The organism is Streptomyces sp. WAC 04229 (genome assembly GCF_003947455.1).
Taxonomy (GTDB): Bacteria; Actinomycetota; Actinomycetes; order Streptomycetales; family Streptomycetaceae; genus Streptomyces.
Map to the genome: position 1 here is coordinate 47,936 of NZ_QHJH01000014.1, position 13,961 is coordinate 61,896.

General features: G+C 73.0%; 15 protein-coding genes. 8 read left to right on the forward strand and 7 right to left on the reverse strand.

The features are described 5' to 3' along the window. Positions 1-15: 15 nt before the first annotated feature. Positions 16-816, reverse strand: a complete 801-nt coding sequence (locus DMH12_RS06595) for a class I SAM-dependent methyltransferase (RefSeq protein WP_125490602.1) — start codon at positions 814-816, stop codon at positions 16-18. Positions 817-987: 171 nt separating this feature from the next. Between DMH12_RS06595 and DMH12_RS06600 the strand changes: the two genes are divergently transcribed. The 3 genes from DMH12_RS06600 to DMH12_RS06610 all read left to right on the forward strand — a co-directional run bounded on the left by DMH12_RS06600 (position 988) and on the right by DMH12_RS06610 (position 3,103). Next, positions 988-1,680, forward strand: a complete 693-nt coding sequence (locus DMH12_RS06600; protein WP_125490603.1) for a transcriptional regulator — start codon at positions 988-990, stop codon at positions 1,678-1,680. Beyond that, positions 1,677-2,654 (forward strand): pyridoxal-phosphate dependent enzyme, encoded by a 978-nt coding sequence (locus DMH12_RS06605; RefSeq protein ID WP_125490604.1) that lies wholly within the window; start codon positions 1,677-1,679, stop codon positions 2,652-2,654. Before DMH12_RS06600 ends, DMH12_RS06605 begins: the two co-directional genes overlap by 4 nt. An 89-nt stretch (positions 2,655-2,743) precedes the next feature. Next, positions 2,744-3,103 (forward strand): cupin domain-containing protein, encoded by a 360-nt coding sequence (locus tag DMH12_RS06610; protein ID WP_122615267.1) that lies wholly within the window; start codon positions 2,744-2,746, stop codon positions 3,101-3,103. Positions 3,104-3,139: 36 nt separating this feature from the next. Here DMH12_RS06610 and DMH12_RS06615 read toward each other — a convergent pair whose 3' ends face one another. Continuing rightward, entirely contained in the window at positions 3,140-4,048 is a 909-nt protein-coding gene (locus DMH12_RS06615; RefSeq protein ID WP_185832176.1) for an oxidoreductase, read from the reverse strand. Positions 4,049-4,261: 213 nt separating this feature from the next. Between DMH12_RS06615 and DMH12_RS06620 the strand changes: the two genes are divergently transcribed. Both DMH12_RS06620 and DMH12_RS06625 read left to right on the forward strand, forming a co-directional pair. After that, positions 4,262-4,939 (forward strand): TetR/AcrR family transcriptional regulator, encoded by a 678-nt coding sequence (locus DMH12_RS06620; RefSeq protein ID WP_125490606.1) that lies wholly within the window; start codon positions 4,262-4,264, stop codon positions 4,937-4,939. A 68-nt stretch (positions 4,940-5,007) separates the two neighbouring features. After that, positions 5,008-5,598, forward strand: a complete 591-nt coding sequence (locus tag DMH12_RS06625) for a dihydrofolate reductase family protein (protein WP_125490607.1) — start codon at positions 5,008-5,010, stop codon at positions 5,596-5,598. 96 nt (positions 5,599-5,694) lie between these two features. Here DMH12_RS06625 and DMH12_RS06630 read toward each other — a convergent pair whose 3' ends face one another. The 4 genes from DMH12_RS06630 to DMH12_RS06645 all read right to left on the reverse strand — a co-directional run bounded on the left by DMH12_RS06630 (position 5,695) and on the right by DMH12_RS06645 (position 10,192). Beyond that, a complete protein-coding gene (locus tag DMH12_RS06630) occupies positions 5,695-7,095 on the reverse strand; it encodes a VWA domain-containing protein (RefSeq protein WP_260474117.1) in 1,401 nt (466 codons plus the stop codon). Next, positions 7,092-7,949: a MoxR family ATPase gene (locus DMH12_RS06635; RefSeq protein WP_125490608.1), complete on the reverse strand. Its 858-nt coding sequence runs from the start codon at positions 7,947-7,949 to the stop codon at positions 7,092-7,094. The genes DMH12_RS06630 and DMH12_RS06635 overlap by 4 nt, the downstream gene beginning before the upstream one ends. A gap of 137 nt (positions 7,950-8,086) precedes the next feature. Then, positions 8,087-9,397, reverse strand: a complete 1,311-nt coding sequence (locus DMH12_RS06640) for an ABC transporter permease (protein WP_125490609.1) — start codon at positions 9,395-9,397, stop codon at positions 8,087-8,089. Positions 9,398-9,400: 3 nt separating this feature from the next. Beyond that, positions 9,401-10,192: an ABC transporter ATP-binding protein gene (locus DMH12_RS06645; RefSeq protein WP_185832177.1), complete on the reverse strand. Its 792-nt coding sequence runs from the start codon at positions 10,190-10,192 to the stop codon at positions 9,401-9,403. A gap of 186 nt (positions 10,193-10,378) precedes the next feature. Between DMH12_RS06645 and DMH12_RS06650 the strand changes: the two genes are divergently transcribed. From DMH12_RS06650 to DMH12_RS06660, 3 genes are read left to right on the forward strand one after another with little or no spacing between them, the layout of a single operon-like run. Beyond that, the gene (locus DMH12_RS06650; protein ID WP_125490611.1) at positions 10,379-11,059 is read left to right on the forward strand and encodes an ABC transporter permease; all 681 of its coding nucleotides are present in this window, start codon (positions 10,379-10,381) and stop codon (positions 11,057-11,059) included. After that, positions 11,056-11,727 (forward strand): ABC transporter permease, encoded by a 672-nt coding sequence (locus DMH12_RS06655; RefSeq protein WP_125490612.1) that lies wholly within the window; start codon positions 11,056-11,058, stop codon positions 11,725-11,727. Before DMH12_RS06650 ends, DMH12_RS06655 begins: the two co-directional genes overlap by 4 nt. Continuing rightward, entirely contained in the window at positions 11,724-12,680 is a 957-nt protein-coding gene (locus DMH12_RS06660) for an ABC transporter substrate-binding protein (RefSeq protein WP_125490613.1), read from the forward strand. Before DMH12_RS06655 ends, DMH12_RS06660 begins: the two co-directional genes overlap by 4 nt. Positions 12,681-12,697: 17 nt before the next feature. Here the strand turns inward: DMH12_RS06660 and DMH12_RS06665 are convergent, their stop codons facing one another. Further along, positions 12,698-13,852 (reverse strand): ABC transporter ATP-binding protein, encoded by a 1,155-nt coding sequence (locus tag DMH12_RS06665; RefSeq protein WP_125490614.1) that lies wholly within the window; start codon positions 13,850-13,852, stop codon positions 12,698-12,700. Positions 13,853-13,961: the final 109 nt, after the last annotated feature.

Consider the following 13,961-nt stretch of genomic DNA (forward strand, 5'->3'; position numbering starts at 1 on the left):
GCGACGCGGCGGACCCTAGAGCGGCAGCGGTGAGCGGCTCACCCTGATCTTCGACTGGCCGTGCGGGCGCTTCTCCCAGTCCTCCATGAACCGCGCGTGCAGGTTGTGCTGGGCGGCCAGCGTGAGCAGGGTGTCCGTGCGGTAGTAGAAGTCCTCGCGCAGCACCTGGTGTTCGGTGCCCTCCGTGCGGTCGAAGGTGAAGTCGAAGAACCCGGTGTCGGTCAGGACGCGGCCCACGTTGCGCAGGCACTCGTCGATGACGCCCGGCGGGGAGTGCGAGAAGACGCTGTGCGCGTGGACGACGTCGAAGTGGCCGTCGGGCAGGAAATCCAGCGTGAGGTCCCCGGTGAGGGTCAGGTGGGGCAGCTTGGCCTGGAGTCCGCGCTCGGTCAGCGTCCTCTTGGCGGCGATCAGGATGTCCGGCGAGATGTCGATGCCGTAGTAGTGGCCGGCGTCGAGGTGTTCGATGAAGCGCCAGCCGCCGCGCAGGTTGCCGCAGCCGATGTCGAGCATGCGGTGCTCCGGACGGAGTCCGTGCTCGACGAGGTAGTCGAACTGCATCTGCCCGAGAGCCAGCCAGCGGTCGTGGGTCCGGCTGCCGACCGCGGCCTCGGGGTCGCGGCGGGTGTCGGAGGCCATCACGGCCCGGTAGTAGCCGACGTGGTCGGGGTGCCTGAGCCGCAGCCACGCGTCCCGCCCGGCCCGGCGGACGTAGGGGCCGACCCGCTCGGGGTGGCGCAGTGCGTACCCGACCTTGTGCGTGAGTGCCGCGCGGTTGCTGCGCAGCTTCTTCGGGGACCTGGCGTCCTTGGGCATGGCGGAAGCGACCTCCGTACGAGGGACTCGGACAGTGCGAGGTGCCGGGAAGGGTGCCAGAGGCGGCGGCGCAATGACAGGACCGCCGCGACGCGGGTCGGGACTGGACTGTCAGTCCAGCAGCTGGACGTGTAGTCTGAAGCTCGTTGGAGTCCGAGCAAGGAGCCCCTGATGAGCGAAACGGCGCTGGACGCCGAGCGCGACGCGGTCCTCGCCGCCCTGCGCCCGGTCGTCGAGGGGATCGCCGCCACGTTCGGGCCGGTCTGCGAGGCGGTCCTGCACGACTACCGGGACCCCGAGCGGTCGGTGGTCGCGGTCGCCGGCTCGGTGACCGGACGGACGGTCGGCGGGGCGATGAGCGAGATCGGCATGCGCGTCCTGGCCCGCGGCGACGAGGCCCGGGACGAGCTGAACTACGTCACGCGCACGGACGGCGGCACCCTGCTGAAGTCGTCCACGATGGTGCTGCGCGACTCCACGGGCGCCGTGTTCGGCGCCCTGTGCGTCAACCTGGACGTCACCGCCGTGGACCGGGCGCACGCCCTGCTCGGCTCCCTGGCCGGGACCGCGGGCACCCCCGCCGATCCGCCGGCCACCACCTTCGGTGACGACATCGACGCGGTGGTCGAGGCGATCGTGGACGCCCACCCGCTGCGCCGGGGCGCCGGCTGGGCGGCGCTGGACCGCGCCCAGCGCCTGGAGCTCTTCCGCGACCTGGACGGGCGCGGCGTGTTCGCCGTACGCCGCTCGGTCGAGCATGTCGCCGCCCGGCTCGGCATCTCCCGGGCCTCCGCCTACCACTACCTCTCCCAGGCCCGCGCCGTGAGCGGGCCGGCCGCCGACCCCGCCGGAGGACACCCGTGACGACCACCACCCCGCCGGTCACCCTCGACGACGTGCGGGCCGCCGCCGCCCGCATCGAGGGCGTCGCGCACCGCACCCCGGTGCTGCGCTCCCGCACCCTGGACGCCCTCGTCGGCGCCGAGGTCTTCCTCAAGTGCGAGAACCACCAGCGGGTCGGCGCCTTCAAGTTCCGCGGCGCCTATCACGCGGCCTCCCGCCTCACGCCGGAGCAGCTGTCCCGGGGCATCGCCGCCTACTCCTCCGGGAACCACGCCCAGGCGGTCGCCCTCGCCGCCCGCGAGCTGGGCACCACCGCGGTGATCGTCATGCCCGAGGACGCGCCGCCCTCCAAGCGCGCGGCCACCGCGGGATACGGCGCGGAGATCGTCACCTACGACCGCTACACCGGAGACCGCGTGGCCATCGCGGAGGCGCTGGCCGCCGACCGGGGCCTCACCCTGATCCCGCCGTACGAACACCCGGACGTCATCGCCGGACAGGGCACCGCCGCCCTCGAACTCGTCGAGGAGACCGGCGACCTGGACGCGCTGATCACACCCGTCGGCGGCGGCGGGCTCATCGCCGGGAGCGCCACCGCCGTCAAGGGATTGCACCCCGCCACCCGGGTGATCGGCGTCGAGCCCGAGGCCGGTGACGACACCCGGCGCTCACTGGCGGCCGGCCGGCGCGTCACCGTGCCGGTCCCGCGCACCATCGCCGACGGCCAGGCCCTGCCCACCCCGGGCGAGCTGACGTTCTCCGTCAACCGGCGGCTGCTCGACGGTGTCGTGCTGGTCTCCGACGACGAGATCCGGGACGCGATGCGGTTCGCCTTCGAGCGGCTGAAGACCGTCCTCGAACCGAGCGGCGCCACCCCGCTGGCCGCCCTGCTGAACGGCCGGATCGACGGCCTGCCCCGCCGGGTCGGCGTGATCCTCTCCGGCGGCAACGTGGACGCCGCACGTTTCGCCGAACTCTGCGGCGCGCCCTGCTGACCGCATCCGTCCCCCGGATGGCGCCGCCGACTTGACAGGCGGACGATGGAGTGGTGGGCCCAGGGACGGCCAGGACAAGGAGGAGCGTCATGTTGCAGGCAAAGACGCTCGACAAGCCCGACGAGCGCCGCGATTTCCCGCGTGGCCACATCGAGGCCGTGCACATGGAGGGACTCGACTTCGCCGTCGCCACCTTCGAGCCGGGGTGGCGCTGGTCGGAGTCGGTGGCCCCGATCGCGGGCACCGACAGCTGCATGATCCATCACAACTGCTACGTGGTGGAGGGACGCATGCACATCCACATGGACGACGGCACCGAGAGCGAGGTGGGTCCGGGCGACGTGTTCGTCTGCTCACCGGGCCACGACGCCTGGGTCGTCGGCGACGGACAGTGCGTCGTGTACGACTTCGCCGGTGCCATGGCGAAGGAGTACGCCAAGGCGGACTGAGCGGATCCGGGTGGCCCCCTGGGGGCGGCCCAGGGCTCACAGGTCGAAGGGGACGCCTGTGAGCTGCTCGCTCGCCGCCCACAGGCGCCTGCCCTCCGCGGGGTCGTCGGCGCCGGTGGGGAGCTTGGCGGGCTTGGGGGTGCCGGAGGTCTGGTCCCGTCCGGCGGGGCCGACGAACCTGCCCGGCGGGATGTGAGGGCTGGTCGCCGCGTACAGCGAGGGCCAGGCCGCGCCCTCGGCCGAGCCCATCAGCAGGCGTGCGGCGATCGGGGTGATCACGCGGCTCAGAGGGCCGTTGCCGTGCTGCTGCAGTCCGGTCATCGCCGACCCCGGGTGGACGACGAGCGCCTCGACGGGGCCGCTCGCGGTGCGGCGCGCGAGTTCGAGGGCGTAGACGATGTTGGCGCGCTTGGACTTGGCGTAGGCGCCCATGGGGCGGTAGCTCTTTTCGCTCATCAGGTCGTCCAGCCTGCCCATCGGCCACCGCGCCGCGGTGGCGCTGACGGTGACCACGCGCGGTGCGGACGAGCGGCGCACGGCGGGCCAGACCTGGGCGTCGAAGGCGAAGTGGCCGAGGTGGTTGGTGCCGACCGTCATCTCGAGGCCGTCTTGGGTGGTGCGCCGCTCGGGCAGGTTCATCACGCCGGCGTTGTTGAAGAGCAGGTCGACCGTCTCGGTCTCGGCGATGCGGGTGGCCGCGTCGCGGACGGAGGAGAGGTCGGAGAGGTCGAGCACGAGGGTGTCCGTCCGGGCCCCGGGGGCCGTGGCGCGCACGGCGTCCGCGGCCCTGTCCAGCTTGGTCTTGCTGCGGCCGGCCAGGATGACGCGGGCCCCGTGCCGGGCGAGCGCGCGGGCGGTCTCGAGTCCGATCCCGCTGTTCCCGCCGGTGATCAGCGCGGTGCGGCCGGTCTGATCGGGGATGTCGTCCGGAGTCCAGTGCTTCATCGTCGTCACGCTCCTCGGATGCGTTGGATGTGCGCTCGGTCATGCGTCGCTCGGCTGGGGCGAGACACCGAGCCTGCCGGGCATGCCGGGGATGTCCTCGGCGAAGGCGACTCCGGCGACGACCCCTTTCAGACCGGCGGTCTGTTCGGCTGGCTCCAACGTAGGAGACCGCCGGTCTGATGTCAAAAGACCGGGAGTCTGTAATCTGGGGGCATGACGAACTTCCAGCGCGCGCGCAGTGAGGAGCAGCGTGAGGTGCGCCGCCGGGCCATCCTCGACACCGCCGCCGCCATGCTCGAGGAGATGCCCATCGGCGAGATCAGCCTGAACGAGCTGAGCCGCCGCGTCGGGTTGGCGAAGTCCAATGTGCTGCGCTACTTCGAATCGCGCGAGGCGATCCTGCTGGAGCTGCTCGACCGCGCCTGGCGGCAGTGGGTGGCCGACCTGCCCGCCCTGGCGCACGCCGGTGTGGACCAGGACGCTCCGGTGAGCCGGCGTGCGGAGCAGTTCGCCGCCGTCGTCGCGGGCTCCCTCGCCCAGCGCCGGGTCCTGTGCGACCTGCTGAGCGCGCAGGCGGGCGTACTGGAACACAACGTCTCCCCGCAGGTGGCCGCCCGCCACAAGCGCGCGGCCGTGGCCAACGTCGTCGACGTCTCGGCCTTGGCCCACCGGCACCTTCCCGAGCTGGGCGACGGCGCACCGCAGTTGACCGCGGCCATGATCATGGCCGTCGGAGCCGTGTGGACGCACGCACGGCCCTCCCCGGCCATGCTCGCCGCCTACGAGGCAGACCCCTCGCTCACCGCGTTCAAGCTGGACTTCGTGACCGCCCTGCGGGAGATGCTGGCCACGCTCACCGCGGGCACCATCGCCCGCGCCTCCCTTCCATGACGCCCGCCGGGGCCGCAGCCCGTCTAGACTTCCGAACTTCCGAGACCGACTGACGGAAGGCCGGTGCCGTGCGGAGACTGCTCTACGGCATGAACCTGTCCCTGGACGGCTACGTCGCCGCGCCCGGCGACGACATCGGCTGGAGCGAGCCGAGCGACGAGCTCTTCCAGTGGTGGCTCGACGAGGAGCGGGCGATCAGCCTGCTGCTGTACGGGCGCAGGCTCTGGGAGACCATGAGCGCCTACTGGCCGACCGGCGACCAGCAGCCGGGCGCCACGCCGGCGGAGATCGAGTTCGCGCGGAACTGGCGGGACACGCCGAAGGTGGTGTTCTCGTCGACGCTCGACACGGTCGACTGGAACACGCGCCTGGTCACCGGCGACGCGGTCGCGGAGATCACCCGGCTCAAGGCCGGGGACGGCGGGCCGATGAGGGTCGGCGGCGCGGCGCTCGCCGGGGCGGCGATGCGGGCCGGGCTGATCGACGAGTACACGGTCGTCACCCATCCGGTCCTGGTGGGTGGCGGCACACCGTTCTTCTCCGCACTGGACGGCTGGACGAACCTGAACCTGGTGGAGACGCGGACGTTTCCCGGCGGCGTGGTCCTGACCAGGTACGAGCGGCCGTCGGCGGCCGGTGGCGCGGCGGGCACCGACTGACGTCACACGCGGCCGGGCCGCCCGCGGCGGCGTCCACGGGAGCACCGGGTGCACGGAGACGGCCGGCGGCGTGATCGCCCGGACAGCCCCCGCGCCTCACACCGGCAGCAACCGCGTGACCAGCGTGCCGAGCTGACGGACGTTGCGGCACTCGTGCATCTCGATCAGCTCGGCGTACGCCGGGGCCGCCGAGTCGCCGGTGCCCCAGCGGGAGCGCTGTTCGGGGTTGAGCCAGTAGCTGCGTCGCGAGCGCTCGGTGATCCGCCGCAGGGCGGGCAGGTTCGGATCGCTCATGTTGGTGCGGGCGTCGCCGAGGACGAAGACCGTCGTGCGCGGGCCGACCGCGTCGGCGTACCGCTCCGCGAACTCGCCCAGCGCGACGCCGTAGTCACTGCTGCCGTGCCACCCGGTGAGCCGCGCCTCCGCAGCGATCCGGGCGCCCAGCCCCTCCGGGTCCGCGGTGCCGTGCGCGAGCAGCCCGGTCACCTCGTCGATCCGGTTGACGAAGGCGAACACCCGCACCTTGGCGAACTGGTCGTGCAGTGCCTGCACCAGCAGCATGGTGAAATCCGAGAATCCCGCCACCGACCCGGACACGTCGCACAGCAGCACCAGCTCGGGCCGTACCGGACGGCGTCGTCGCAGCACCGGCTTCATCGGCACGCCGCCCGTGGACAGCGATCCGCGCAGCGTGCGCCGCAGGTCGATGCTGCCGCGGGACGCGCGGCGCCGACGGGCCGTCAGCCGGGTGGCGAGCTTGCGGGCCAGCGGCCGCACCGTCCGCCGCAGGTCGGCCAGTTGGGCCTGCCCGGCGAGCAGGAAGTCGACGCGGTCCGGCGTCGGGGCCACCGCCCGCCGGGCGATCTCGTCGCGTCCGCGCCGCTCCGCGACCCGGCGCCGCGCCTCCGCGGCCACCAGCCGCCGGAAGACCTCGATGCGGCGCCGGATCTCGTCCTCCAGGAGCCGGTCGGTGAACCCCGGGGCACCACCCCGCGCCCGCACGTCGTCCCTCACCCGGGCGAGCAGCGTCTGCGGACGGAGCCGGTCGAGCGTCTGGTGCGAGGACCAGCCGTCCGAACCGGGGGAGGAGCCCGGCGTGCCCGGGCCGCCGCCCGCACCGGAGGAACCGTAGGCGCCGAACCCGTCCACCGCCTCCCCGGCCAGCCGGGCCAGCAGCGCCCGGTCGTCGTCGGCGAGCGCCGCGGCGAGCCGGTCGCGCAGTGCCTCCCGGTCGGCGGGACCGGCGCCCGGGCCGCCGACGCCGCGCGGGAAGTACACGTCGAAGACCGGGTCGAACACCCGCCGCTGGTCCGCGGTGTGCAGCAGCGTCGCCGCCAGGCCCTCGCGCAGCAGCTCCCGGTCGGCGAGACCGAGTGACTCCACCGCCCGAGCCGCGTCCACGCTCTCCCCGGTGCCCACCCGCACACCGTGCGCCCGCAACGCCGCCACCAGCGACGTCAGCCGCTCGGCCACGCCCGTGGCCACGCCCGTGGTCACAGCGCGTCCAGGTCGAGTTTGGCGGCGGCCCGCAGGACGTCCTCCTGGTGCTTGAGAACGACGCCGAGGGTGTCCCGTACGACGGTCTCGTCCAGGGTGTCCGCGCCGAGAGCCAGCAGGGTGCGGGCCCAGTCGATGGTCTCGGCGACGGACGGCACCTTGCGCAGCTCCATGGCGCGCAGCGCACCCACCACCCGCACCAGTGAACCGGCCAGGGCCTCGTCCAGCCCCGGCACCTTCAGCCGCACGATCCGCCGCTCCAGCTCCTCCTCCGGGAAGCCGATGTGCAGGAACAGGCAGCGCCGGCGCAGCGCCTCGGACAGCTCGCGGCTCGCGTTCGAGGTGAGGACGACGAAGGGGCGGCGGGTCGCGGTGATGGTGCCCAGCTCCGGCACGGTCACCTGGAAGTCGCTCAGCACCTCCAGGAGCAGGCCCTCGACCTCGACGTCCGCCTTGTCGGTCTCGTCGATCAGCAGCACCTTGGCGTCGTCCCCGCGGATCGCGGTCAGCAGCGGCCGGGTGAGCAGGAACTCCTCGCCGAAGATGTCGGTCCGCGCCTCGTCCCAGCTCTCGTCGCGGCCCGCGCTGATGCGCAGCAACTGCTTGGCGTGGTTCCACTCGTACAGGGCCCGGGACTCGTCGACGCCCTCGTAGCACTGGAGCCGTACCAGCCGGGCGTCGGAGACCCGGGCCACGGCCTTGGCCAGCTCGGTCTTGCCGACCCCCGCGGGGCCCTCCACCAGCAGCGGCTTGCCGAGCCGGGCGGCGAGGAAGACGGTCGTGGCGACCGCGGGCGACGCCAGGTAGCCGGTCTCGGCGAGGCGTGCGGAGACGTCGTCGACGGAAGTGAACACCGGAGGCCTCCAGCTCTGTTGCGGTGCGTGCGGCCGCTACGTACCAGCCTCTATCTAAGCGCTTGTTCACCTTCGCTGTCACGGGAAGACCGAAGGGAGGGGCGACCGCGGGCCGCCCCTCCCTTCCCGTGCCCGGCTCACGCGGCGAGCGTCACCGCCCCCACCGCCGGTGTGCGCAGCACCCGCCGGGCCGTCCCCACGCTCGTCCCCAGCGTCACCGCCGCCGACACCGAGACCATCGCGAGCCAGACGCCGACGAACTGGTCCGGCATCACCGCGTCGGTGCGGACCACCGTGAACGGCACCACGCCGGCCAGCGCGGCCACCGTGCCGAAGAACACCCCGGTGAGCGTCAGGACGACGCCCTCGGTGGCCACCACCCGCAGCACCTGCCCGGGCGTCGCGCCCGCCAGCCGCTGCTGCCCGAACTCACGGGAGCGGTACGTCGTCGCCGCGTACAGCGAGTTCACCAGCATCACGCAGACGAACACCGCGATGATGCCGACCACCGTCAGGTTCAGCGTCTCCAGGTTCTTCGCGTCGACCGACTTGACCAGCCCCGAGGCCGCCACCGCGTCGCTCTCCACCGCCTGCATGGTCAGCGTCGCCGCCGACACCGCGGTGAACAGGATCAGCGACACCAGGATCCCGGCGAGGTGCTCGGACCGCTCGCGCAGGTTGCGGACGGCCAGCCAGCCGCTCGGGCCCGTCAGTGGCAGCCGGTCCAGCACGCCCCGCAGCAGCCCGGGCGACAGCAGCGCCATCCCGACCGACAGCAGGATCGCCCCGTAGGCCGGCGGGGCCATCAGCATCTCGTCCGCCGCGGAGAACAGGAAGGTGGAGCCGGCACCCGCGACGCCGGTGACCAGCGCGGCGTACGCCAGGAACCGCTTGGCCCCGGCCCGCTCCCTGCTGCCCCGCGTCACCCGCCGCACCGCCAGGAAGGCGGCGCCCGCGGCGGCGAGCAGCGTGATGTCCACGCCGCTCACCAGCGCGATCGGGCCGAAGGAGTAGTCGACGGAGTGCGCGACCTGCCCGCTGTCCTGGAACATCTCCAGCAGCGCCCGCCCGCCGAGCATCGCCGGGCCGACCGCCAGCACGGCGCCCGCCAGCGCCACGGCCACCGCCTCACCCACGACCATCCGCCTGATCTGCGCCGGGGTCGCCCCCGAGCAGCGCAGCAGCTCCAGTTCGGCGGTGCGCTGGCGCACGTTGACCGTCAGCGTGGACGCCACAGCGAAGAACACCAGCAGGGTGCCGTAGCCGCCGACGACGCCCGCGGCGGTGCCCAGCGTCTCCGAGCTGACCGCGTCGACGCCGTCCTGCCCGGCGGTGTCGTGCATTGAGTTGAACGTCATGACGACCGCCGCGCCCAGGAAGGCGGACAGCAGTGTCGCGAGGAACCGTCCGGGGCGCTGCCGGATCGACCGAAGGGCCAGTGCCAGCATCGCTCACACCCCCGCCGTCACGGTGTCGCCCAGGTGCGCCAGCCGCTCCGCGACCGCGTCCGGGGTCGGCGCGTCCATCCGTCCGGCCAGCCGTCCGTCGGCGAGGAACACCACCGAGTCGGCGTACGAGGCGGCGACCGGATCGTGCGTCACCATGACCACGGTCCGCGCGTGCACCCGCACCGCCTCCTGGAGCAGCAGCATCACCTGCCGGGCGCTGCGCGTGTCCAGCGCGCCCGTCGGCTCGTCGGCGAAGATCACCCTGGGCTCGGTGACCAGGGCGCGGGCGATCGCCACCCGCTGCCGCTGGCCGCCGGAGAGCTGGGCGGGGCGGTGCCCCAGCCGGTCCCCGAGGCCGACGGTGGTCAGGATCTCGCGGGCCCGGCCGCGGTCGACGCGGCGTCCGGCGAGCTTGAGCGGGAGCACCGTGTTCTGCGCGACCGTCAGCGTGTCCAGCAGGTTGTACTGCTGGAACACGAACCCGACCCGGCCGCGCCGGAACTTGGTCAGCTCCGCCTCGGTGCCCCCGGTCAGCTCCGCGCCGTCCACCCGCACGATGCCGCTGTCCGGCCGGTCGAGCCCCGCCGCGCACTGCAGCAGCGTGGACTTGCCCGAGCCCGACGGTCCCATGACCGCCGTGAACGTGGAGCGGGCCAGACTCAGGGTCACTCCGTCCAGGGCGGTCACGGCGTTCTCCTCGGAGCCGTAGGTCCGGGTCACCTTGACGAGCCGGAGGGCCTCGGCGGCGGGGCCCTGGTCGTGGCCGCCGCGGGTGCGGGAACGGAACATCGTCATCACCTTCCGGGTGGCACGCCCTGTGCGGTGCCTCGTCGAAGACGCTACGGAGCGGCGGGCCGGGCCACACTGGGCGCAGAACCCGTATCGGGGGGTGTACTCAGCGACACCACCGCCCGGTGGCCGGCGCCCCGTACGGGCCACCACAACGCGCCTGCCCCCGTGCGGGACCGATGCAATGGGAAGGTGACCGCACCTCCGGACGACTGTCTCGCGCGCAACGAGTGGATCTGCGGGGAGTATCTGAGCACCCGCCGTGAGATCCTCCTCGACGCCGTGCTCCAGCACCTGGAGCTGACCGCCGCCTCGGTGTTCATCGCGCTCGTCGTCGCCCTGCCGCTCGCGGTGCTGGCGCGCCGCCGCCGCTGGGCGGCCGGGCCCGTGCTGGCCCTGACCACGATCCTGTACACGATCCCGTCCCTGGCCATGTTCTCCCTGCTTCTGCCGGTGTACGGGCTGTCGGCGAGCCTCGTCGTCGCCGGGCTGGTGCTGTACTCGCTGACGCTGCTGGTCCGCAACATCCTGGCCGGGCTGCGGGCGGTGCCCGAGGAGATCCGGCAGGCGGCGCGCGGCATGGGCTACGGCCCGGTCCGGCTGCTGCTGGCCGTCGAACTGCCGCTGGCCCTGCCCGCCGCGATGGCCGGCCTGCGGATCGCGACCGTCTCCGCGGTGTCGCTGCTGACGGTGGGGGCGATCGTCGGCTTCGGCGGTCTCGGCAACCTCATCTACTCGGGGATGAACACCTACTTCAAGGCACAGGTGCTGACCGCCTCCGTGCTGTGCGTGCTGATCGCCGTCGCCGCCGACCTGCTGCTGCTCGGCGCCCAGCGGCTGATGACCCCCTGGACCAGGGCGGCCCGCGGATGACCACACTGACGGCGGCCTGGGACTGGCTCACCGACCCCGCGCACTGGCCGGGCGAGAACGGCATCACGCACCGTCTCGTGCAGCACCTCGTCCTCACCGTCGTCTGCCTGGTCGTCAGTTGCCTGATCGCCCTGCCGGTCGCCCTGGTCCTCGGCCACCTCGGCAGGGGCGGCGCCCTGGCCGTCAACATCTCCAACGTCGGCCGGGCCGTCCCCACCTTCGCCGTGCTGGTCCTGCTGCTCCTCACCCCCGTGGGCCGCTGGGGCGAGGGCCCGACGGTCGTCGCCCTCGTGCTGTTCGCCGTACCGCCGCTGCTCACCAACGCCTACGTCGGCATGCGCGAGGTCGACCGGGGCGTGGTCCAGGCGGCACGCGGCATGGGGATGACGGGGCGACAGATGCTGTTCCGCGTGGAACTGCCGCTTTCGCTCCCCATGGTGATGAACGGGGTACGCATCGCCGCCGTCCAGCTCGTCGCGACCGCCACCATCGCCGCCCTCGCGGGCGGGGGAGGGCTGGGCAGGATCATCACTGCGGGGTTCAACCTCGCCAGCACGCCGCAGGTCGTGGCCGGTGCCGTCCTCGTCGCCGCCTTCGCGCTGGTCGTCGAGGGCCTCTTCGAACTCGCCGAGCGGCTGTCCCCGCGGTGGGCGAGAGGCGCGGGATGACCCGGGCGACCGGGGCCCGACGCGGGCCGGCCCTCACGGTCCTCCTGATCCTCACCGGCTGCGCCACCGGCCCGTCCCTGGAGGACCGCGGGTCGGTCACCGCGCCGCCCGGCGACAGCCGACGGCTGACCGTCGGCTCCGCCGGATTCACCGAGAGCGACCTGCTGGCCCAGATGTACGCCCTGCTGCTGGGCGACGCCGGGTACGAGGCGTCGCTGATCACGGTCGCCAACCGCGAACTCTACGAACCCGCCCTGGAGTCCGGGCAGATCGACGTCGTCCCCGAGTACGCCGCCACCTTCGCCGACTGGCTGAACGCCAAGAGCCGCGGCGCCGACGCGCCCCCGGTCGGCTCGCCCGACCTGGACACCACGATGCGGGCGCTGCGCGGGCTGGCCGCACCCCGCGGACTCACCGTCCTGGACCCCGGCCGGGCGGTGGACCAGAACGCCTTCGCGGTGAGCCGGTCCTACGCCCGCCGGCACGGTCTGAAGACCCTCGGCGACCTCGGGGACTCGGGACTGGAGGTGCGGCTCGCGGCGGGCGACGAGTGCGTGGAGCGGCCGTACTGCGCGCCGGGACTGCGCGAGACGTACGGCATCGACATCACGGCCGTCGACCCCAAGGGCGTCGGCACGACGCAGGCGAAGCGGGCGGTGCAGAACGGCGAGGACCAACTCGTGCTGACCACCACCACGGACGCCACCCTGGACGCCTTCGGCCTGGTGCTGCTCGCCGACGACAAGAAGCTCCAGAACGCCGACTACATCGTCCCGGTCGTCAACCGGGCCCGGGCGGGCGGCAAGGGCGTCACCAAGGCGCTCGACAAGCTCAACGCGGTGCTCACCACGGCCGACCTGGCCGACCTGAACCAGCAGGTGGACAGCTGGCGCCGGCTGCCTCAGGACGTGGCCCGCTCCTACCTCCGGGACAAGGGCCTGCTGAAGGGCTGACGGCCCGCGGCACCCACTCAGGCGTCCGCCACCGAGTCGAACGGCACCTCGTCCCGAGGCACCCCCAGCGCGTCCGCGTCGACCGACCTGCGCAGCGCCTCGTGCAGCTTGGCGGGTGTCAGGACGCCGAGGAAGCGGGCCCCGTCCAGTACCGCGACCCAGCCCGCGTCGTGCTGGAGCATCACCCCGAACGCCTGCTTCAGCGGCGCGCCCACCGGCACCCACGCCTTCATCCGGCGGGCGTGCGCGCCGACCGTCCCGTCCGCGCCGAGGTCGTCGACACCGACCCAGCCGTGCAGTTCGCCCTCGTCGTCCAGGACGACGGCCCACCGCGCTCCCCGCGCCCGCAGTCCGGCGGCGGCCCGCCCGGCCGGCTCGTCCAGCCGCGCCACCGGCGGCTGTTCCAGGTCGCCCGGCTCGATCTCGGTCACGGACAGCCGCTTCAGGCCGCGGTCCGCGCCCACGAAGGAGGCGACGTACGGGGTCGCGGGAGTGCCGAGCACCGCGCCGGGCGTGTCGTACTGCTCGATGCGTCCCTCCCCGTACACGGCGATCCGGTCGCCCAGCCGCACCGCCTCCTCGATGTCGTGCGTGACCAGCAGCACCGTCTTGCGCACCGCGGCCTGCATCCGCAGGAACTCGTCCTGCAACTGCGCCCGCACCACAGGGTCGACCGCCCCGAACGGTTCGTCCATCAGCAGCACCGGCGGATCGGCGGCCAGCGCCCGCGCCACGCCGACCCGCTGCCGCTGCCCGCCGGAGAGCTGGTCCGGATAGCGCGGCCCGAACTGGGCAGGGTCCAGGCCGACCAGGTCCAGCAGCTCGGCGGCCCGCTCCCGCGCCTTCGCCCGTTTCCAGCCGACCAGCGCCGGCACCGTCGCCGTGTTGTCCAGCACCGTCCGGTGCGGGAAGAGCCCCACCTGCTGGATGACGTACCCGATCCGCCGCCGCAGTCGCACCGGATCGACACTCGCCACGTCCTCGCCGTCCACGAGGATGCGCCCCGAGGTCGGCTCGATCAGCCGGTTGACCATCATCATCGTGGTCGTCTTGCCGCAGCCCGACGGGCCGACGAGCGTGACCAGCTCGCCCTCGGCCACCTCCAGACTCAGGCCGTCCACGGCCGTCGTCCCGTCCGGATAGCGCTTGGTGACGTCCTCGAACCGGATCATGGCCTCACGCTAGACGCGGGCGCGGCCCGCCGCTCACCGGTGACGTCCCGTCGGAGGATGAACGGTTCAATCCGGTTTTGAAAAGTTTCAAAAGTCGTCTGAAGTGCAG